Source organism: Cognatishimia activa, assembly GCF_026016445.1.
In the GTDB taxonomy this organism is placed as follows: domain Bacteria; phylum Pseudomonadota; class Alphaproteobacteria; order Rhodobacterales; family Rhodobacteraceae; genus Cognatishimia; species Cognatishimia activa_B.
The window spans coordinates 826,467-846,446 of the sequence record NZ_CP096147.1 but is presented as its reverse complement, the minus strand read 5'-3'; the positions used below and the strand labels follow the sequence as shown (position 1 = coordinate 846,446).

Sequence of the window (19,980 nt, the reverse complement as noted above, 5' to 3'; positions counted from 1 at the left end):
CGCTCCGACAGAGGAGATTACATATGCCAAGCCCTATCCAACCTGTCTTGGACCAGATCGCGCTCGACATGCAAAGTCGGACAGATCGTGGGCATGTCGCAGATTACATTCCTGAGCTGGCGCGTGTGGCCCCATCGCATTTCGCGATTTCGGTTGTGACCGCCGGCGGAAATGTCTTTGGCGCAGGCGATATATCTACCGGGTTTTCAGCGCAGAGCATTACCAAGGTGTTCACTCTGGCCATCGCACTGGGTCGCAGCGGTGATCAGCTCTGGCAGCGTGTTGGCAGAGAGCCTTCCGGCAATGCGTTCAATTCCATTGTGCAGCTGGAAAATGAAAACGGGCGACCTCGCAATCCGTTTGTAAATGCGGGTGCCATCGTGACAACCGATGAAGTGCTTGCTGGGCGGGCACCGAAACAGGCCCTGGCTGAAATCATTGGCTTCGTGCGCGCAGCCGCTGAAGATAGCGACATCCACATTAACGAAGCTGTGGCGCGATCAGAACAATCTCTTGGTCACCGCAACTTTGCCTTGGCACATTTTCTGGCGGCGCACGACAATCTGCGCAACGCGCCAGAAATGACCCTTGGCACCTATTTCCACCAGTGCGCTATTGAACTTACCACCACACAGCTGGCCCGTGCTGGCCGTTTTCTGATGGGCGGGACTGAAGGCCCTCGGCTGGTGTCGCAGCCAAGAGTCCGGCGGATGAATGCATTGATGCTGACATGTGGCCACTATGATGGCTCAGGCGACTTTGCCTTTCGCGTTGGTCTGCCCGCGAAAAGTGGCGTAGGTGGGGGCATTCTAGCCATCGTTCCGGGCGTTGCCTCAATAGCAGTCTGGTCGCCCGGATTGGATGAGAATGGAAATTCCAAACTGGGCACAGAAGCGCTGGAACGCCTGGCCCGCGAAATGGACTGGTCGATCTTTTAGCGCACTTTGAGTGTCGCCAAACCGATCATCGCGAGGATCAGGGAAATAATCCAGAAGCGGATTACGATCTGCGGTTCCGCCCAGCCCTTTTTCTCATAGTGGTGATGGATCGGCGCCATCAGGAAGACGCGTTTGCCGGTGCGTTTGAAATAGAGCACCTGAATGATCACAGAAAGCGCTTCAAGCACAAAGACGCCACCGATGATGCCCAGAACCAATTCGTGTTTGGTCGCAACGGCAATGGCACCCAATGCGCCACCCAGAGCCAATGAGCCTGTGTCACCCATAAACACCGCAGCTGGTGGGGCGTTGTACCATAGGAAGCCAAGACCGCCACCAATCAGACCTGCAGTGAAGATCAAGATTTCACCTGTGCCCGGCACATAGTGCACGTCGAGATATTCAGTAAAGTCCACGCGACCAACGGCATAGGCGATGATGCCCAATGCGCCAGCTGCAATCATCGAAGGCATGATCGCCAATCCATCCAGTCCGTCGGTCAAATTCACAGCGTTTGCTGCGCCTACGATGACAAACATCGCGAAAGGAATGAAGAAGAAGCCAAAGTTCAAAAGTAGGTCTTTGAAAACCGGCAGGGCGACATGGAATTGCAGTTCTTGAGGGTGCAGAATTGTCGCCCAGTAGCTGGCAATCGCCGCGATCAAAAAGCCTAACAATAACCGAAGCTTACTGGACACACCTTTGGTGTTTTGCTTGCTCACTTTTGCGAAGTCATCCGCAAAACCAATCAGCGCGTAGGCAATGGTCACAAAGAGCACCAGCCAGACAAATCCATTGTCTAGCCGCGCCCACATGAGGGTCGATGTCAGCAATGCGCCAACGATCAAAAGGCCGCCCATGGTTGGCGTTCCAGCCTTGACGAAATGTCCTTCTGGACCATCATCCCGGATTGGCTGGCCCTTGCCCTGCTTGCGGCGCAGTACGTTGATCAGCGGGCGTCCAAAAACGAACCCAAAGAACAAGGCCGTCATAAACGCACCACCCGCCCGGAAAGTAATATAGCGGAACAGGTTGAATAGATCTCCGCCATCCGACAGAGCTGTCAGCCAGTATAACATTTACGATGTCCCCTCGTTCGCGTTCGGAGCGGGATGACCCAATTTCTTGATGGCGTCAACCAAACGACCAATTCCCATGTAAAGTGAGCCTTTGGCCATCACCACATCACCTGCGTCCAGATCCTTTGCCAGACCGTCGATCATGCCCGCTGTATCCTCAGACCAGCGCCCTCGTTTCTGAGGAGGAAGCGCGTCGTATAGATGGCGCATCAACGGCCCGATGCAGTGCACTCGGTCGATTTTATCAATGGCGTCCAAAGCAGCCACAGACTGGTGGATTTCGACCTCAGACGTGCCAAGTTCGCCCATATCGCCGAGGTAGGCGATGCGGCGACCTTTGCTTATCCTGCCGATATCGTGTTTGACCTCCGCAGCGGCCAGCACTTCTAGCGATGCTGCCATAGAAGCAGGATTGGCGTTATAAGCATCATCGATCAATTCTATGGTTGGGCGCGGGTCCGCTGGATCGAGCGCGATCACCTGACGCAATCCACGCCCTGCCCCGGGAGCCCACTGACCGAGGTCCGCAATCGCGATTGCCATGTCGAGCTTTAGAGCGTGAACAGCTGCCAAGACGCTCATGGCGTTCATGGCGTAATGACGGCCAGGTACTGCCACTTTGAAGAGAAGCTGATCGCCTTTGATCGCAGCTGATCCAACTGTGGTCGTGTCGTTGATGGAGACGTTTGAAAGCTGCAAATCAGCGCCGGTTTTTTCTCCGAAAGACAACAGGGACTCGGCGTGATCACTTCCTGTTTTCCGCAGAATATCAGAGACGTCCAAGTCGCCGTTAAAAATCGCAGTGCCGCCAGATTCCAATCCCGAAAAGATCGAGGCCTTTTCATGTGCGATCCCCTCAAGGCTTTCAAAAGCCGCGAGGTGCGCAGGTGCAACGGTCGTCACGATGGCCACATGAGGTCGGGCAAATTTTACCAGCGGCGCGATTTCACCTGGATGGTTCATACCGATCTCGATGATGGCAAATTCCGTATCGCTTGGCATGCGGGCCAGAGTTAGCGGCACGCCCCAATGGTTGTTGTAACTCGCGACGGAGGCATGGGTTTTGCCCTGTCCGCTAAGAACCGTGCGCAGCATCTCTTTGGTCGAGGTTTTGCCAACAGACCCGGTGACGGCAACGACTTTGCCTGACATCCGCGCCCGCGCGGCTTTGCCCAGGTCTTCGAGTGCGACCAGCACGTCTTTTACGATCAGAAGCGGCGCATCTTCTGCAATACCTTCGGGTCGATGTGTCACCAAGGCCGCTGCTGCGCCCTTTTCTAAGGATTGTGCAACGAAATCATGCCCATCACGCGCGGCTTTGAGGGCGACAAACAAGTCCCCCTTCTTAATGGTGCGCGTGTCGATAGAGACACCGTTGCAAGCCCAGTCTGCTGTCGATGTGCCGGAGGTTGCAGTTGCGGCGTCTTGAGAAGTCCAAAGCGTCATGCCAGACCTCCGTCAAGCGCCATCACGGCAACACTCGCCTGTTCCGCATCATCAAAAGGAAGTACGTCGTCCCCCACGATCTGGCCCGTTTCATGACCTTTACCCGCAATCAAAAGCGCATCTCCCGGGCCGAGCGCATCCACGCCGCGCAGTATAGCTTCTGCGCGATCGCCAACTTCAATCGCCTGAGGCGCACCTTCCAGAACCATGGCCCGAATGTCGGAAGGCTCTTCAGAGCGCGGATTGTCATCGGTCACGAATACGATATCAGCGTTTTGCGCAGCCGCTGCCCCCATCAAAGGGCGTTTGCCGGCATCGCGATCCCCGCCCGCACCAACGATGGCAATCAGGCGTCCCATCACATGTGGGCGCATGGCCTTAAGAGCGGTTGCAACAGCATCCGGCGTATGGGCGTAGTCCACAAAAACCGCCGCGCCGTTTTCACGAGTGGCAGCCAGTTGCATGCGGCCCCGCACAGTTTTGAGCTCATGGATGACTTCAAAAACTCGGCGCGGATCAGCACCGCAGGCAATGGCCAAGCCCGCTGCAAGAAGCACGTTTTCAGCTTGGAAGCCGCCAATCAGATTGAGGCGGGTCTGATAGATTTCGTTGGCAAAAGAAAAGCGGATGTCTTGCCCCGTTGGGTCAAACCGCTGCGCGAGCAGTTCCAGATCAGCCGCATGCCGACCAACTGTGATGACTTGCTGCCCTCGCCCTTTGGCGATGGCTGCCATGTCTGCGCCACGCATGTCATCAATGTTTATGACCGCGGTGCCGTCTTCCGGCAAAACACGCGCAAAGAGGCCAGCCTTGGCATCAAAGTAGTCATCGAATGTATCGTGGTAGTCGAGGTGATCCTGCGTGAAGTTTGTGAACCCAGCAGCTGTCAATTGAACCCCGTCCAAGCGACGCTGTTCTAGCCCATGAGAACTCGCTTCCATGGCAACACACTCAATGTCTTCTTCAGCCGCATCCCGTAGGGTGCGATGCAGAGTGATCGGTTCAGGGGTAGTGTGATTGAGCGGCGCTTCGAAGTCCCCTTCCACACCTGTTGTTCCCAAATTGACGGAAGGCAGGCCAATCTCCTGCCAGATCATCCGCAGAAATGTGGAGACCGACGTTTTGCCATTTGTTCCGGTGACCGCAGCCACGACTGGTGGTTGTTTGCCAAACCAAAGAGCCGCTGTGTAGGCCAGTGCTTGGCGCGGGTCCTCGCAGATCACAAGTGCGGCGTCAGATGCCTCCAGTTCATTGGAAGCAATGCGCGCGCCCTCGGCATCTGTCAGGATCGCGGTGGCGCCCATGCGGATAGCAAATTGAATGAAGGTCGCGCCATGTACGCGTGTGCCGGGCAGAGCGGCGAACAGGAAGCCCTCTTTGATTTCACGGCTGTCCACCGCAATGCCAGTGATGGTTGGATTGCGTCCCGCCGCAGCGGTCAGACCCAAATCAGAAAGTGCCTTTGCCTGCGCTGCCATTCGGTGCCCTTTTTTCGGCTTTAGTGTGATGCGAGCGTTATATCAGTCAGCGCGATAGGTTCAACTTGCGGACGCAGCCCCAACAGGGGTGCGACACGCTCGATAATCTCTGCCGCGACTGGCACAGCTGTCCAACCTGCGGTTCGGCGCGGCTTATCTCCAGAAGTCTCAACCGGTTCATCCAAAGTCACAACCAAGACGTATTTCGGGTCATGGGCTGGAAAGACGGAGGCGAAGGTATTGATAACCTTATCTTCATAGTACCCACCGGTCGGCTTCGGCTTATCTGCGGTACCGGTTTTGCCTGCCACATGGTAGCCAGCAACCTCACCAAAACTCGCCGTGCCTTCGGTCACAACTTTACGCAGCATCTGCACGCTTTCGGCGGCAACTCGCTCACTCATCACACGCACACCCTCTTGCGGGGTCGCGCGTTTCAGAATCGTTGGCTTGATCATACGTCCACCATTGGCCAGAGCGGCATAAGCTGTAGCAAGATGCATCGGAGTGCTGGAAAGACCATGGCCGTAAGATACTGTCACCGCTGAGAGGTCCGTCCATTTTGCAGGAAGCAAAGGCTTACCACCTGAGGCCTCGACCATTTCGACCGGTGTTGGCTCAAAGAGGCCGAGAGATTTCAGGAATTCCTGCTGACGCTTTGGACCGATTTCCAAAGCCATACGACCAGTGCCCCGATTGGAGCTTTTGACGATAATATCCGTAACCGAAAGCTTGCCGTAGTTTTTGTTCTGAAACTCACCGATCCGGTGGCCGCCGACTTTCATCGGGCCTTTGGTATCAATGATTGTGTTGGGATTGACCAAGCCAAGCTCCATCGCCTGGGCTGAAGTGAAAATCTTATAGGTCGAACCCAGTTCATAGACACCCTGAAGGGCTCGATTAAACAGCGGGCTGTCGCCGGCATCCCCTTCGGTTAATGGGCGCGGGCGATCATTTGGGTCAAAGTCTGGCAGGCTGACCAGAGAAAGAAGCTCCCCAGTCTGCACATCCATCAGAACAGCGGCAGCACCTTTGGCATTCAACAGCTTCATACCGCCATAAAGCACGCGCTCTGTTGCGGTTTGGACAGTAAGGTCCAGCGAAAGTGTTAAGGCCTTACCACCGTTTGCCGGATCACGCAGCGCTTCATCAAATGTCTTTTCAACACCGGCGACACCGATCACCTCAGCTGCGTTCACACCCTCACGGCCAAAGCCAGCCCCGCCGAGCACGTGAGCCGCTAGTTTGCCGTTCGGATAAAGCCGCATTTCACGCGGACCAAACAACAGCCCCGGATCACCAATGTCATGCACAAGTTGCTTTTGCTCTGGGGACAATTTCTTGCGCACCCACAGGAACTTACGCTTGCCAGTGAAATCTTTCAGAAGGCGTTGTTTTTTCAGATCTGGAAAAATCTCAACCAGACGTTCAGCGACGCGTTCTTTGTCGATCATCTGATGCGGCTGCGCGTAGAGGCTGAATGTCTCTAAGTTCGTCGCCAGTATGCGCCCCTGGCGGTCTACGATATCCGCACGCTGCGCCAGAATGCGCGCACCACTTGCACTGGCACGTGGTTCAGCGGCTTCACTGCTGGCCAATGTGCCCATGCGCACGCCAATTACTGAGAAGGCAGCAAGGAAGGCGACACCCAGGACCAGCAAGCGGCCCTCAGCACGAATGCGAGACTTATCGCGCATCTCTTCGTGGCGTTTGCGGATATTTTCTTTTTCAATCGCGTCAGGGTTTTCCCCCTGCGCGCGGGCGTTGATGATGGTTGCGAGGGGCCGAAGTGGCTTGCGGATCATCAGAAGCCCTCCTGATTGGAGACTTCGACAATATTATCGATCACAATCCCATCAATCGGCGGATAGGCCACCTGCTCGATACGGCCAAATTGATCGGGGCGCAGCGGAAGGAGCTGGAGGCGTTCAAAGTTCAGGTCCGCAAGGTCACGTAGACGATCCGGGCGGTTCAGGTAAGCCCATTCTGCGCGCAGCATCGCCAGACGGTCGCGTGCTTCGCCGATTTGGATCTGCAGCTCTTGCGCGTCATCCAGCGCTGTCTGCGTGGTGTAGTTTTCACGATAGGCCCAAAAGGCCAGACCAATGACCGAAACAACGGTCAGCACATACATAAGGCCGCGCATTACCTTTTTCCCCTCGACCCGGAACCGGGTTTTGCTGCCGACAAAATCGGCATGCCAATCTTCTTGCCGTCCACGGAGCCCGCAGGCGCATCGGTGCGCCGCGCGATGCGCAGTTTGGCAGACCGCGACCGTGGGTTTTCTGACAGCTCCTGCTCATCCGGGCCGACAGCCTTGCGGGTAAGCAATTCAAACGCCGGAGCCTCTTGCTGGACTTCAGGCGCATAACGCGAGCCACCGCCAGTCTTACCAGCGCGGGCTTGCAGATATTTCTTCACCATCCGGTCTTCGATCGAATGGAAGGTCACCACCGCGAGTAATCCGCCGGGTTTCAAAGCGCGTTCTGCGGCCATCAAGCCACGGAACAATTCGCCATATTCATCGTTCACTGCGATACGCAGGCCTTGAAAGCTACGGGTGGCAGCATGACTCTGGCCCGGCTTGGTTCGTGGCAGGTTTTTCTCAATCAGGTCAGCAAGTTGCAGCGTGGAGCTAAACTTCTCCGTGGCACGTGCCTTTACGATGGCCTTCGCAATTCGACGGCTCGCGCGCTCTTCCCCGTAATGAAAAAGGATATCCGCAATTTCCGCTTCATCGGCGTTGTTCACGATGTCAGCCGCAGAAGGTCCGTCTTGGCTCATACGCATATCAAGCGGGCCGTCTTTCATGAAGGAAAAGCCGCGTTCTGCGAGATCAAGCTGCATCGAGCTAACACCAAGATCGAGCACAACCCCGTCCAGATCGTGAGCATAGTCGTCCATCTTTGAGAAGACACCAGCCACCAGCTCAATCCGACCGTCGTAATCGCCGATCCAATCTGATGCCATTTGGAAGGCAAGCGGGTCACGGTCTACGCCAATGACCTTGTCTGCTCCTGCCTCCAGCAGACCCTTGGTATAGCCCCCGGCCCCAAAGGTGCCATCAAGCCAGGTGCCTGAAACAGGCGAAACGCCCGACAAAAGCGGGCGTAACAAAACGGGAATGTGAGGAGCATCGGACTTATTTGATGCGTTCTCAGCCATGCTCTAGCTCTCCGACTTCTGATCAAGGAAGATCAGCGGATCAAAATCATCGGGCAGCTCATCCAGCCATTCTTCGGTGGCGGAAAGCTCCTCTGCCTCATAGGTTTCTGGCTTCCAAATCTGGAAGGTGTCACCGGCAGCAATAAAGAAGGCTTCTTTATCCAAATCGATTTTCTGACGCAGCTTGGCCGGCAGAACCAAACGGCCTGTCTCATCAACCGATGTCGGGAAAGACTGACCATGGAACAGGCGTTGCAGCATCTTACGCTCCATCGAGCCGCGTGGAAGCGCGTCTATCTTATCATCGACCTCTTCGATGGCTTCAATAGTATAACATTCTAGGTAATTGCGGCGGTGGTCACCGTAGACGATCACAAGTTCAGGCGTTTCACCGGATTTCCAGTTGGGATCAGAAGATTCAAGCACACGGCGAAAAGAGGCCGGGATAGACACCCTGCCTTTCGTATCCACCTTGTGGTGGCTTTCACCTCTGAATCTGCGTGCCACTGTCCTGACCCGCCCTTCTGTTACGTCCCGTCTTCAATTCGCCCCGCTAGAAACGAAACGGCGAATTGAGCTGCTGCCACTGCCCAATTCGCCGCCCTCGTCCCGCATTTGCGGGGTATGTCCAGCTGCGCGCGCCACCTGGGGGGATGTCTGCTCGCCCGCGCGCCGGATCTCTTAATTCGATGAAAGCGGGGCCTGTATGAAACCTGACTTGGGATTTTTATTATTCGGGGTCTTTAGCGCCCCTTAACTCCCGTCCTCATCTTGAATACAGGGATGCCATGGGAATTTATGGAAATCAACAGGAATTTTGGGAAATCGTGGGAAAAATTGGACCGCAACCAAAAGATCACACCCCTATTTTGTTGAGAAAAACGCATAACCACGCCCCACAGACACCTCATTTAGTGATACAGGTGAAAACCTACACAAAATAAGCCAATTTCCTGAGTGGTGCAAAACTTCCCTAAAATTCCCAGAAAAATTCAATTACCAACTATGGATTCTCTAAATAAGCGAGAAATAACGGGTAAAGGCACGACCCTTTCAGCCCGATAAGAACGGAATTTCAGCCCGACACCCATGAAATCCCATATCCTGCCCCACAGTTTCCCAGGAAAATAAAAGAGGGCTACGGAGCGCTCGTATTGAGTTCGGCTGAGGTTGCAGCACCGCCACCATCGCCGCGCGTGGAAACCATTCAGAAACTTCAATCACACAAACCATGTCTGGAGACGGCAATAGATCATCAATTTGCTAACCTGCGAATATTGTATAATTTAGGTACATCAAATAAGAGAAACGAGCAGTGACCGGTATTCGGTAGGATGACAGTGCAACTTCCGATCAAATTACCAAAAGCGAAGAAACGCGAGGTGCGCAGCCAATTTGGCGCGCTGGTGTATCGTGTCAAAAACGATGAGCTTCAGATCTTGCTTATCACCAGTCGTCGAACCGGTCGTTGGATCATTCCGAAGGGCTGGCCAATGCTTGGTAAACGCCCTGCCGTTTCAGCGGGCCAAGAAGCCTGGGAAGAAGCTGGTGTTAAAGGCGAAGTTTCAGATCAATGCCTTGGCGTCTATTCCTACTATAAGACGAACACTCGATTTGGCACCCTACCCTGTCTGGTAAACGTTTATCCCGTTGCTACGCGCAAACTTAAGAAGACTTATCCTGAAGTGGGTCAGCGCCGTCGCAAATGGTTCAATCCCAAAAAAGCCGCGAAGCTTGTGCGTGAGCCAGAATTGGCGCGGCTGATCAAGTCCTTTGATCCAGAGGCTATGGGGCTGCCGCTCGATAGCAATTCTGAAAGCGAATGACGCCCTACCGCTTGATCCCATTCTACGGCGAGAATATGTAGGTCTTGTGAACACGGACCCCTTAATATGATCCAATATGCGCTGAAATGCTCTGAAGGGCACCTATTTGACAGCTGGTTTCAGAATGCCGAAGCTTTCGACAAGCTGCGTCAGACTGGGATGGTGACTTGCGCGGTCTGCGGATCATGCCATGTTGAAAAGGCCATTATGGCCCCACGTGTACGCCCAGCCCGCTCTGCAGCAACACCTCCGGCAGAAACTGCACCATCAGAACGATCACCGACACCGCTGTCAGAACCTGCGAGTGCTGCAGAACAAGCGCTTGTTGAGCTGAAGAAACAGATCGAGTCCAACTCGGACTATGTTGGCACAAATTTTGCCAAGGAAGCCCGTGCGATTCATACTGGCGACGCTCCAGATCGCGCTATCTATGGCGAAGCGAATGCGGAAGAAGCCAAGAGCTTGATTGAGGATGGAGTTCCCGTTGCGCCTCTGCCATTTTTGCCTGGTCGCAAATCCAACTGATTTTCAAAACAAATTCGAGGAATTCATGACTGTACTCATTACAGGCGCCAATCGCGGGATTGGGCAAGCGATACTGTCTAGATACGAGGCGATGCCGACCGAAGCCCTCGGAACGTCTCGCGCAGGTGCCCCTTATCTTCCCTTGGATGTCACTGCGCCTGAAAGCTTTAAAGCTCTGGTGCAAAAGCTGGATGGTAAACCAATTGATCTCCTGATCTGCAATGCTGGGGTTTACCTCGACAAAGGTGAAACTCTGGAAACCGGATATGGTGCAGGCCTCTGGGCTGATAGCTTTGCGGCAAATGTCACCGGAGTATTCCAAACAATCCAGTCGCTGCTACCAAATCTGCGCGCGGCAGGCGCCGCGAAGGTGGTTATTATTTCCAGCCAGATGGCCAGCCACACACGTGCTCCGGGTGGGAGCTATATCTATCGAGCCTCAAAAGCAGCCGCGCTTAACCTAGGTCGCAATTTAGCAACGGACCTGCGCGACGACGGTATTGCCGTTGGCATTTATCATCCAGGTTGGGTCAGAACCGATATGGGCGGTTCCGAAGGGGACATCAGCGTGGATGAAGCGGCCGATGGATTGATAGCCCGATTTGACGAGCTTTCAATGGAAACAACCGGCTGTTTTCGTACGTGGGATGGTAAAGATCACGCCTATTGATTCTTTTTCTAGACCTGTTCAGCGGACCCGGGCCAATGAAAATTCTGCTAAATTGGAAGCCTTGGTTGGCTGGACGGTAAAATCCTTTGCGGACCGATTTTTTTTGTCTCAGATCGTCATCTGAGAGCTGATAGCACCTGCCACATCCTTGTTTCCGACAGCAACTGCGCGTAAACCGCCCGCTAACTTGAATAGATGCAAAAGGCAGGACACGACACATGCCTACATTGGTGATGAAATTTGGTGGCACCTCGGTGGCCAACCTGGACCGCATTCGCCGCGCAGCCAAACGCGTGGGTGTGGAAGTGGCCAAGGGCTATGACGTGATCGTCATTGTCTCAGCCATGTCTGGGAAAACCAACGAGCTGGTCGGCTGGGTGAATGAAACCTCGCCTCTGTTTGACGCCCGTGAATATGACGCGGTTGTTAGCTCTGGTGAAAACGTGACCGCAGGCCTGATGGCATTGACCTTGCAGGAAATGAACATTCCGGCCCGCAGCTGGCAAGGCTGGCAGGTTCCGCTGCTGACAAACTCTGCGCACAGCCAAGCGCGTATTGAAGAAATCCCTACCGATAATATCAACGCAAAGTTTGGCGAAGGTATGAAAGTTGCTGTTGTGGCGGGTTTCCAAGGGCTTACGCCGGAAGGACGCATTGCGACTTTGGGACGTGGGGGCTCAGATACAACCGCTGTTGCCTTTGCGGCGGCCTTTGATGCGGAACGTTGCGACATCTATACCGACGTGGACGGTGTCTACACCACTGACCCACGTATCTGCGCGAAAGCCAAGAAACTCGACCGGATCGCATTTGAGGAAATGCTTGAACTGGCCTCTTTGGGAGCGAAAGTTCTGCAAACCCGTTCCGTTGAACTGGCGATGCGTTATAAAGTGAAACTGCGCGTTCTAAGCTCTTTTGAAGAACAATCTGACGAGGCTGGTACGCTCGTCTGCGATGAGGATGAAATCATGGAATCCAATGTTGTGGCCGGTGTGGCCTATTCCCGCGACGAAGTTCAGATGACTGCACGCTCCGTGGCAGATCGCCCGGGTATTGCTGCAATCATCTTTGGTACGCTGTCAGATGCGGGCGTGAACGTCGATATGATCGTTCAGGATATCTCTGAAGATGGCCGCACAAACATGACCTTCAGCCTGCCTGTCGATCAGGTGAGCCGCGCGGAAAAGGCCATGGGCGCGATCAAAGGAACAGAGATCAACTACGACGATCTGGTTACAGATACTGAAGTTGCGAAAGTTTCTGTGGTTGGCATTGGCATGCGCTCTCAGTCCGGTGTCGCTGCGAAGATGTTCAAAGTGCTTTCTGACGAAGGCATCAATATCAAAGTCATCACCACCTCCGAGATCAAGATCTCTGTTCTGGTGGATCGCAAGTACATGGAACTGGCGGTTCAAGCGCTGCATGACGCATTTGAACTCGACAAAGCAGCCTGATTCACCTCAGATTATCCAACAAATCAAGGCCGTTGCTTCGCAGCGGCCTTTTCTTTTTGTTAACCATATCTTTCGAGCATAGCGGCATTGAACATGACAAACGCCAGAGTGCCCCATGCGCCTTCCTTATCTCGACTGTCTTCGCTGCATCGCAGTTTTGGCTGTGGTTGCCCAGCATTATCTGGAAAGCCTCTTTCCTAAGGTTTCAAAACCATTTCTGGAACTTGGCGCTGGTGTCTTCGGAGTGGTGCTTTTCTTCATGATCAGCGGTTATGTCATCCCGATGAGCTTAGCCAATACGCCCAATTGGCGGGTTTTCTGGATAAGACGCCTGCTCCGCATATTGCCGATGTTCTGGGTGACTTTGCTTGTGGTGCTTTTGATGGGTGTCTTTGGTCTAACGCCGTATTCAGAGTTAGTTCATGGGTTGCATCTTTGGGATCTCATCACAAACGCGCTGCTTCTGTTTGAATTCGCAGGTTCTCCCGGTCTTTTGGGCGTGTCATGGTCCCTATCTTTGGAATTTGTCTGGTATGGGATGATTTGCCTGCTCTTAATGAGTTTTAAACCAAAACGTCTCGCCTATGCCTGTATGGCTTTCTCTGGCTTTCTGATTGTGGTCAGCCTTCTTTCGGTCGGACTGGAGCAGAGGCTCCCATTCGGGCGTCTTTTGATGCTAAATGCCGCGCTTCTTGGCTTTGCTCGGTTTTGTTTTGAGAACCGTCTGCTCTCGGAACGCGGGTTCATCCTTACAAATCTGGTATTCATTCTATGTGCAATTGCGACATTGATGATTGGATTTGGTTTCTTTGAGCATCCACGGGTGAGCCTAGCATCGAATGCAACCGCCTGGATTACATCTTACGTTATCTTTTCAGTAACTTGCGGATCTAAGTTCTTGCGAAATTCGAGACTGCATCAATCCAGTTTCATCGCACAGATCGGCACCTACAGCTATTCAATATACCTCTTACACGAACCGGTCAGACACCTCGTCGCCTCCATCTCCGGTGAATTTGGTCTGCTGTTCATATCCAGTTTAGCAACGTTTGGGGCAGCGGCAGTTTGCCATCGTTTGATTGAAGCTCCCTTCATTGCGCTTGGTCGCAAGGAAGTTAGATTAAAGTCGAGGCCATTATCGAGCGATCTAACGCGTCCTACCGGTCGACTGCCGAAATTCTGATCAAGCGTCTCGATTATAACGCAAGTCTGGGAACTAAGTATTCCAACGATTCAGTTCGTCCCCTATAACTAATCTCCGGAACATTGGGAAAAACCTTTATGGCGATCAACTTTGAGAGCGAAAGCCGAAAGCTACTTTTGCGGTTGCGTGAAGCAATGGCAGAGGATGCTGCTGGTCAGGCCCGTTTGGATAAGATCACACGTTTGATCGCGTCCTCCATGGGCACGGAAGTGTGTTCCATCTATCTATTTCGCGATCCAGAAACACTTGAGCTCTGTGCGACCGAAGGTTTGAACCCGGCTGCGGTGCACCAGACACGGCTTCGTGTGGGCGAAGGCCTTGTTGGTCGCGTTGCAAAGCGTCGTCGGGTGATCAACACAGCTGATGCGCCATCAGAACGTGGTTTCCGCTTTATGCCGGAAACCGGCGAAGAAATTTACAGCTCATTCTGCGGTATTCCAATTCAGCGTCTGGGTGAGACTCTTGGCGTTCTAGTCGTACAATCTCGTCAGTCCCGCGATTTCTCATCAGACGAAGTTTACGCGCTTGAAGTTGTGGCAATGGTGATCGCCGAGATGACAGAACTTGGTGCATTTGTTGGCGAGGGCGCAGCCCTGTCGCCTCTGCACCAGCAGTCGGTTTTGATCAAAGGTGGCACTGCCCAAGAAGGCGCGGCTGAAGGCCAGGTTTGGCTGCACGAACCACGTGTGGTTGTCTCAAACCCAATCGCAGATGATCCTGAAGCCGAGCTGAAACGGCTTGATAACGCGATCGAAGAGCTCCGCGTCGGTGTGGACCGCATGCTTGAAGGTGCGGCTGGTGGCGATAAGGACCAATTACAGGTTTTGGAAGCCTACCGGATGTTTGCCAACTCCAAAGGTTGGCTGCGCCGTATGGAACAAGACATCAGCCAAGGCCTTTCTGCTGAAGCGGCTGTTGAAAAAGAGCAATCTACCGCCCGCTCTCGCATGGCCCAGGCGACAGATGCCTATTTGCGTGATCGGCTGCATGATCTTGATGACCTTTCAAACCGTCTGCTACGCATTCTGACCGGTCAAGGCAAAGACACAGGCGCAGAACTGCCAGACAACCCCATCCTCGTAGCGCGCAATATCGGTCCAGCAGAGCTGCTTGAATATGATCGCAAGCTCAAAGGTGTGGTTTTGGAAGAAGGCTCCGTTGGATCCCATGCCGCCATTGTGGCGCGCGCGCTGGCGATCCCGCTGATCGTACATGCCGAACGCATCACAACCGAAGCCCTGAATGGCGATCAGATTATGGTCGATGGGGATGAAGGTGTTGTTCATCTGCGGCCAGATGAATCGGTTGTGACCGCGTTCCGAGACAAAATGGCAATGCGCACGGATGCTCAGGTGCGCTATGCCTCCATCCGGGACAAACCTGCAGAGACATTGGATGGCACCACAATTAGCCTGAAAATGAATGCGGGTCTCATGGCTGACCTGCCCTCTTTGGAGGGATCGGGCGCAGAAGGTGTTGGCCTGTTCCGTACAGAACTGCAGTTTCTGATCCGCAATCAAATGCCCAGACGCACGGAACTCGCAGAGCTTTATGCACGTGTGATGGATTCCGCAAAGGGCAAGCAGGTTGTCTTCAGAACCCTGGACATCGGGTCGGACAAGGTCCTGCCTGATATGGCCCCTCAGGATGAGCCTAACCCTGCCCTCGGCTGGCGCGCGATCCGCGTGGGTCTGGATAAGCCGGGCGTGTTGCGCATGCAGCTGCAGGCACTTCTACGTGCTGCCGCGGGCCGTCCACTGACGGTGATGTTTCCCTTTATCGCTCAATATGATGAATACAAAGCCGCCAAGGCGGAGATGGACAAAGCGGTCGAGCGCGAAAGAATTCTGGGCCACCCTCTTCCGGAAGAACTGAAAGTGGGCGCGATGCTGGAAACACCATCGCTTGGATTTGCGCCTCAGAAATTCTTTGAGGAGGTTGATTTCATCTCAATCGGTGGGAACGACCTAAAGCAATTCTTCTTTGCTGCAGACCGTGAAAACGAGCGCGTGCGCCGTCGTTACGACACGCTAAACGTCAGTTTCCTGACCTTCCTTGAAGGTATTGTGAACCGTTGCCGTAGCACCGACACGCCTGTCAGCTTTTGTGGCGAGGATGCCGGGCGTCCGCTTGAGGCCGTTTGCTTTGCGGCGATGGGCCTACGCACTCTGTCTATGCGGCCAGCATCGATTGGGCCTGTCAAAAGCATCCTGCGACGCACCAATATCTCTGACGTGCGTGACATCATCGTGGAGGCACGTGAACGTGGGGATCAATCGGTTCGCGGGGCTGTCCGAGAATACATGCGAAACGCCAACGCGCGGGCTTAATCCTGCTGCGTGATCAAGGTGTGACTACGGAAGCGTTCTAACAGCTCAGGGTGGTCCAGATCCGCTTCAATCGACAGCCGTCGCAGACCGAAATGCACATGCGCCATCTCTCTGTAGTAGTTGATAAACGCGTAATTCGTTGCAGCCCCGGCAGCTGCTCCAAGCACCGGGACAGCCTGTGCCGCGAGTTTCTGTCCAAAGACTGCAGCCAAACGCGGGGCAACCCACGCCATCAATTTCTGCATGCCACCGCTCGATAGGGCCATGCGTGCGCCCAGAAATCCAAGGTCTGCATTGTCGTCATGTGTCAATGGACCAGCAGCAGCAAAAACCTGAATGCAGTCAAATTGCACGTTTTCAGACAGCGGGTCGAATTCTAGTTCTTCCGCCACATCCTGTATGGTGCGCAACAGAATCGTAGTTGTCAGCGGAAGCTCCGCCAGAGCTGTGCCCACTCCACCAATACCACCAGCAGCGCCCATGGACGTTGCAACGGCGTTCTGCAACCAGCTGGGCTGGCCAGGTTTGATAATACGACGCGAGCCATGTGCTGCCTTCATGGCTTGCTTCAGTGCGGCTTCAGTTGCCCCTTCGAGGCGATCACGCACCGGGCGCGGCAAGCCATCAACCAGACCATCAGCCTGAGCACCTAGTAGATTGAGCAATTCAATGCCCACATTTCCGGCGTTTTGGTAGCGGACAACCAAGCGGGTCAGCTCTTCTTCAGTATCCACAATGACAAACGGTTGGTCGCGCATAGGTCCCCCTTTGACTTCAAAGTGGGAAGTCAAATCAATGTTTCAACCCTTAACATACCGTTCCACATGTCCTGTGACATTATCCCACGCGCCATCGGACAGTGCGAAACCCAGCACACGCTCTGGGTTGGTCGGAGGTGGCATGACCACATTGTCCAACCGCTCAAAACCAAACTTGGAATAATACGGCGCATCTCCGACTAGAATCACGCGATCCCAACCTATGGCTTTGGCTTTATTCAAACTCTCGCGGATCAGAAAACCGCCAAGACCCTCACCCTGTCGTGTAGGGTGCACAGCTACAGGACCAAGAAGCAGCGCCAAATGGGCGCCAATGCGGACTGGCCAAAACCGAATAGCACCGGCCAAAATCTGATCATTATCGCGAGCAACGAGGGATAATCCGGCAACGGCATCCACATCGTCTCTTAGACGATAAGACGACAGCGCTTCACGACCTGGCGCAAAGCAAAGGTCGTAAAGGGCCTCAACCTCCCACCAATCATCCTTGTCTTCCTGTGCTAGGTGAAACACCTGCGCCCGCCCTTTCCTGCCGTCACCGAATTTCGGTAAATTCGCCACTACCATGTGACTTCGACATGAGCAAACATGAGGTGCAAATTCTTGGGAATCATCGATGTTCTACAGACCTGAAAATGGCCATGGCCTGCCACACAATCCGTTTAAGGCCATAGTGGCCCCGCGCCCAATCGCCTGGATATCCACGCGCGACGGCGCAGGTGTCGCCAACCTAGCGCCCTATTCTTTCTTCAACGCCATCGCAGATGATCCCCCGCAAGTGATTTTTGCATCGACCGGTACCAAAGCAGACCAAGAGGACAGCAAAGACACGGTTTCAAATATCCGCGCAACCGGAGAGTTCTGCATCAACCTTGTCGCAAGCAATCTGCGTGACGCAATGAACGCCTCTTCAGCGCCTGCGAGCAAAAATGTCGATGAATTCGAGCTGGCGAACCTGACCCAATCAGATTGTGAGACCATAAGCTGCCCACGCGTTCTAGAGGCACCTGCCAGTCTGGAATGTCGCCTTCAGCAAATCATCACTCTTGATGGTCCTAACAATCGACTGATCATTGGTTCCGTCACCGGTATCCACATTCAGGATCAGCATCTGAAAGATGGAGTGCTTGATGTCACAAGCTATCAGCCCCTCGCACGGCTCGGATACTTGGACTACAGCGCGGTTGAGACCGTCTTCTCGCTGAAACGCCCAACCAAATAAGCCGACAGATCAGCACATTCGCGAGGAAGGTCCAGATCGACAGCGGAACCACTTAGGCAAGCAAAAAACCGAGGTCATATAACCTCGGTTTATCCATTGTTATTTATCAATAATGAAGGGTTTAGTGGTTACCCAAAATACCTGTACGCACGCTGTAATCCACGGCAATGCCATATTCCGGGTCATCCTGACTGTCGACCATCAGGTGACCGGCTTTGGTCAACAGCTGATGGCAGTCGCGGCTAAGGTGGCGCAGGGTCAATTTCTTGCCTGCGGTCTCGTATTTGCTCGCGACAGCTTCAATGGCCTGCAGGGCAGATTGGTCCACCACGCGACTATATTTGAAGTCTACAATGACGCTCTCAGGGTCATTCTCGATGTCAAAAATTTCGACAAAACCATCTGTGGAACCAAAGAACAGCGGCCCTTGGATTTCGTAAACCTTCGCGCCTTTGTCAGTGACGGACTCTCGCTCAATCGCATGGATGCGGCGCGCATTATTCCACGCGTAAGCCAATGCAGAGACAATCACACCCACAACCACGGCAATCGCAAGGTCGGTCGCCACAGTCACAACGGTCACCAGCACAATCACGAAGGCATCAGTCAGAGGCACTTTGGTCATGATCTTGATCGAATTCCACGCGAAGGTACCGATCACCACCATGAACATCACACCGACGAGTGCCGCCAGAGGAATTTGCTCGATCAGCGGGCTCGCGGCCACGATGAACAGAAGCAGGAACAGCGCGGCAACGATGCCAGCGATCCGTGTACGACCGCCAGATTTCACATTGATCATCGACTGACCAATCATGGCGCAACCACCCATACCGCCGAAGAAACCGGTCACGATGTTTGCCCCGCCCTGCGCGATACATTCTTGGGAGGCACCGCCACGCTTGCCTGTGATTTCACCCACTAGGTTCAGGGTCAAAAGGCTTTCGATCAGGCCAATCGCCGCCAGAATGATGGCGTATGGCAGGATAATCTGAAGCGTCTCTAGGTTGAATGGTGCCAGAGGCGTGCCATAGATACCAAGGCCTTCACCAAACGGGATATGGAACTGTGGCAGATCGCCTTTGATTGACGCCATATCACCCACGGTTGGCACGTCGATACCAAAACCAATCACGAGCAGTGCAACGACACCGATCCCCGCCAAAGGCGCCGGGATTACATTGGTGATCTTAGGCAGGCCCCAGATGATCAGCATGGTCAGACCTACAAGCCCCAACATGCTGATAAGCTGCGTACCTTGCAGCCAAAGTGATGTATCCGCTGGATCTTTGAACTGTGTAAGCTGTGCGAGGAAGATCACAATTGCCAGACCGTTCACAAAGCCAAGCATCACCGGATGCGGGACAAGGCGAATGAACTTGCCCCACTGCATCACCCCCGCAACGACCTGTAAAATACCCATCAGAACCACGGTTGCGAAGAGGTACTCAACCCCGTGTTCCGCAACCAAGGCCACCATGACAACGGCCAAGGCCCCCGTCGCGCCAGAGATCATGCCCGGACGACCGCCAAAAATCGCCGTGATCAGACCGATCAGGAAGGCTGCATAAAGGCCCACCAACGGGTGCACGCCTGCCACAAAGGCAAAGGCCACCGCCTCTGGCACCAGCGCCAAAGCCACTGTCAGACCAGAGAGCAGTTCGGTACGGACACGAGGGATGGACCAGCCCTCATCCTGCATGATCGACAGGTTGGGCGGAGAGATATTCTTGGCGAAATTCGCCAATGCAGCGCGTTTCATCGGATAATCCAATCGGGAGGAAGCTTCGTTGCCCGCCACGTATCGGAAATCCCCTTAGTTCACAAGCCTCACGCCCCTTTCGCGCGAACGTGATTTGCTCTG

Annotated in this window: 18 protein-coding genes; 8 read left to right on the top strand and 10 right to left on the bottom strand. The window is 54.1% G+C overall.

Annotation, left to right across the window (positions count from 1 at the left end):
• Positions 1-23: 23 nt before the first annotated feature.
• Positions 24-938, top strand: a complete 915-nt coding sequence (locus M0D42_RS04110; RefSeq protein ID WP_265020338.1) for a glutaminase — start codon at positions 24-26, stop codon at positions 936-938.
• Here the strand turns inward: M0D42_RS04110 and mraY are convergent.
• The 7 genes from mraY to mraZ are packed head-to-tail and all read right to left on the bottom strand — an operon-like array spanning position 935 to position 8,613.
• On the bottom strand, positions 935-2,017 hold the full coding sequence (gene mraY / locus M0D42_RS04105; protein ID WP_265020337.1) for a phospho-N-acetylmuramoyl-pentapeptide-transferase: 1,083 nt from the start codon (positions 2,015-2,017) through the stop codon (positions 935-937). The two genes, M0D42_RS04110 and mraY, sit on opposite strands and share 4 nt — an antisense overlap.
• Positions 2,018-3,463: a UDP-N-acetylmuramoyl-tripeptide--D-alanyl-D-alanine ligase gene (locus tag M0D42_RS04100; protein ID WP_265020336.1), complete on the bottom strand. Its 1,446-nt coding sequence runs from the start codon at positions 3,461-3,463 to the stop codon at positions 2,018-2,020. It abuts the gene before it with no gap.
• Positions 3,460-4,941: a UDP-N-acetylmuramoyl-L-alanyl-D-glutamate--2,6-diaminopimelate ligase gene (locus tag M0D42_RS04095; protein ID WP_265020335.1), complete on the bottom strand. Its 1,482-nt coding sequence runs from the start codon at positions 4,939-4,941 to the stop codon at positions 3,460-3,462. Before M0D42_RS04095 ends, M0D42_RS04100 begins: the two co-directional genes overlap by 4 nt.
• 20 nt (positions 4,942-4,961) lie before the next feature.
• Positions 4,962-6,746 carry a peptidoglycan D,D-transpeptidase FtsI family protein gene (locus M0D42_RS04090; protein ID WP_265020334.1) on the bottom strand — a complete coding sequence of 595 codons (1,785 nt, stop codon included), beginning with the start codon at positions 6,744-6,746 and terminating at the stop codon, positions 4,962-4,964.
• Complete coding sequence (gene ftsL / locus M0D42_RS04085) at positions 6,746-7,087, bottom strand: cell division protein FtsL (RefSeq protein ID WP_265020333.1); 342 nt, start codon at positions 7,085-7,087, stop codon at positions 6,746-6,748. The genes M0D42_RS04090 and ftsL overlap by 1 nt, the downstream gene beginning before the upstream one ends.
• The gene (rsmH, locus tag M0D42_RS04080; protein ID WP_265020332.1) at positions 7,087-8,106 is read right to left on the bottom strand and encodes a 16S rRNA (cytosine(1402)-N(4))-methyltransferase RsmH; all 1,020 of its coding nucleotides are present in this window, start codon (positions 8,104-8,106) and stop codon (positions 7,087-7,089) included. The genes ftsL and rsmH overlap by 1 nt, the downstream gene beginning before the upstream one ends.
• 3 nt (positions 8,107-8,109) lie before the next feature.
• Entirely contained in the window at positions 8,110-8,613 is a 504-nt protein-coding gene (gene mraZ, locus M0D42_RS04075) for a division/cell wall cluster transcriptional repressor MraZ (RefSeq protein ID WP_265020331.1), read from the bottom strand.
• Between the two features lie 827 nt (positions 8,614-9,440).
• Between mraZ and M0D42_RS04070 the strand changes: the two genes are divergently transcribed.
• From M0D42_RS04070 to ptsP, 6 genes are all read left to right on the top strand, one after another.
• The gene (locus M0D42_RS04070) at positions 9,441-9,932 is read left to right on the top strand and encodes an NUDIX hydrolase (RefSeq protein ID WP_265020330.1); all 492 of its coding nucleotides are present in this window, start codon (positions 9,441-9,443) and stop codon (positions 9,930-9,932) included.
• A 66-nt stretch (positions 9,933-9,998) separates the two neighbouring features.
• Positions 9,999-10,457, top strand: a complete 459-nt coding sequence (locus M0D42_RS04065) for a DUF1178 family protein (RefSeq protein ID WP_265020329.1) — start codon at positions 9,999-10,001, stop codon at positions 10,455-10,457.
• 25 nt (positions 10,458-10,482) lie between these two features.
• Complete coding sequence (locus M0D42_RS04060; protein WP_265020328.1) at positions 10,483-11,127, top strand: SDR family NAD(P)-dependent oxidoreductase; 645 nt, start codon at positions 10,483-10,485, stop codon at positions 11,125-11,127.
• A 218-nt stretch (positions 11,128-11,345) separates the two neighbouring features.
• Positions 11,346-12,581 (top strand): aspartate kinase, encoded by a 1,236-nt coding sequence (locus M0D42_RS04055; protein WP_265020327.1) that lies wholly within the window; start codon positions 11,346-11,348, stop codon positions 12,579-12,581.
• A gap of 115 nt (positions 12,582-12,696) precedes the next feature.
• Complete coding sequence (locus M0D42_RS04050) at positions 12,697-13,764, top strand: acyltransferase family protein (protein ID WP_265020326.1); 1,068 nt, start codon at positions 12,697-12,699, stop codon at positions 13,762-13,764.
• A 98-nt stretch (positions 13,765-13,862) separates the two neighbouring features.
• The gene (ptsP, locus tag M0D42_RS04045) at positions 13,863-16,115 is read left to right on the top strand and encodes a phosphoenolpyruvate--protein phosphotransferase (protein ID WP_265020325.1); all 2,253 of its coding nucleotides are present in this window, start codon (positions 13,863-13,865) and stop codon (positions 16,113-16,115) included.
• On the opposite strand, the gene M0D42_RS04040 is transcribed toward ptsP, so the two are convergent.
• Both M0D42_RS04040 and M0D42_RS04035 read right to left on the bottom strand, forming a co-directional pair.
• On the bottom strand, positions 16,112-16,873 hold the full coding sequence (locus tag M0D42_RS04040; protein WP_265020324.1) for an EcsC family protein: 762 nt from the start codon (positions 16,871-16,873) through the stop codon (positions 16,112-16,114). The genes ptsP and M0D42_RS04040 overlap by 4 nt on opposite strands.
• Positions 16,874-16,915: 42 nt before the next feature.
• Complete coding sequence (locus M0D42_RS04035) at positions 16,916-17,407, bottom strand: GNAT family N-acetyltransferase (protein WP_265020323.1); 492 nt, start codon at positions 17,405-17,407, stop codon at positions 16,916-16,918.
• A gap of 103 nt (positions 17,408-17,510) precedes the next feature.
• On the opposite strand from M0D42_RS04035, the gene M0D42_RS04030 reads away from it, so the two are divergent.
• Positions 17,511-18,116 (top strand): flavin reductase family protein, encoded by a 606-nt coding sequence (locus tag M0D42_RS04030; RefSeq protein WP_265020322.1) that lies wholly within the window; start codon positions 17,511-17,513, stop codon positions 18,114-18,116.
• Between the two features lie 121 nt (positions 18,117-18,237).
• Here the strand turns inward: M0D42_RS04030 and M0D42_RS04025 are convergent, their stop codons facing one another.
• Complete coding sequence (locus tag M0D42_RS04025; RefSeq protein WP_265020321.1) at positions 18,238-19,878, bottom strand: SulP family inorganic anion transporter; 1,641 nt, start codon at positions 19,876-19,878, stop codon at positions 18,238-18,240.
• Between the last annotated feature and the right edge of the window lie 102 nt (positions 19,879-19,980).

Bases quoted from the DNA above. Each gene is read 5' to 3' on its own strand.
- M0D42_RS04110 (WP_265020338.1), top strand. From the start codon at position 24: ATGCCAAGCCCTATCCAACCTGTCTTGGACCAGATCGCGCTCGACATG.
- mraY (WP_265020337.1), bottom strand. From the start codon at position 2,017: ATGTTATACTGGCTGACAGCTCTGTCGGATGGCGGAGATCTATTCAAC.
- M0D42_RS04100 (WP_265020336.1), bottom strand. From the start codon at position 3,463: ATGACGCTTTGGACTTCTCAAGACGCCGCAACTGCAACCTCCGGCACA.
- M0D42_RS04095 (WP_265020335.1), bottom strand. From the start codon at position 4,941: ATGGCAGCGCAGGCAAAGGCACTTTCTGATTTGGGTCTGACCGCTGCG.
- M0D42_RS04090 (WP_265020334.1), bottom strand. From the start codon at position 6,746: ATGATCCGCAAGCCACTTCGGCCCCTCGCAACCATCATCAACGCCCGC.
- ftsL (WP_265020333.1), bottom strand. From the start codon at position 7,087: ATGCGCGGCCTTATGTATGTGCTGACCGTTGTTTCGGTCATTGGTCTG.
- rsmH (WP_265020332.1), bottom strand. From the start codon at position 8,106: ATGGCTGAGAACGCATCAAATAAGTCCGATGCTCCTCACATTCCCGTT.
- M0D42_RS04070 (WP_265020330.1), top strand. From the start codon at position 9,441: ATGACAGTGCAACTTCCGATCAAATTACCAAAAGCGAAGAAACGCGAG.
- M0D42_RS04065 (WP_265020329.1), top strand. From the start codon at position 9,999: ATGATCCAATATGCGCTGAAATGCTCTGAAGGGCACCTATTTGACAGC.
- M0D42_RS04060 (WP_265020328.1), top strand. From the start codon at position 10,483: ATGACTGTACTCATTACAGGCGCCAATCGCGGGATTGGGCAAGCGATA.
- M0D42_RS04055 (WP_265020327.1), top strand. From the start codon at position 11,346: ATGCCTACATTGGTGATGAAATTTGGTGGCACCTCGGTGGCCAACCTG.
- M0D42_RS04050 (WP_265020326.1), top strand. From the start codon at position 12,697: ATGCGCCTTCCTTATCTCGACTGTCTTCGCTGCATCGCAGTTTTGGCT.
- ptsP (WP_265020325.1), top strand. From the start codon at position 13,863: ATGGCGATCAACTTTGAGAGCGAAAGCCGAAAGCTACTTTTGCGGTTG.
- M0D42_RS04040 (WP_265020324.1), bottom strand. From the start codon at position 16,873: ATGCGCGACCAACCGTTTGTCATTGTGGATACTGAAGAAGAGCTGACC.
- M0D42_RS04030 (WP_265020322.1), top strand. From the start codon at position 17,511: ATGTTCTACAGACCTGAAAATGGCCATGGCCTGCCACACAATCCGTTT.
- M0D42_RS04025 (WP_265020321.1), bottom strand. From the start codon at position 19,878: ATGAAACGCGCTGCATTGGCGAATTTCGCCAAGAATATCTCTCCGCCC.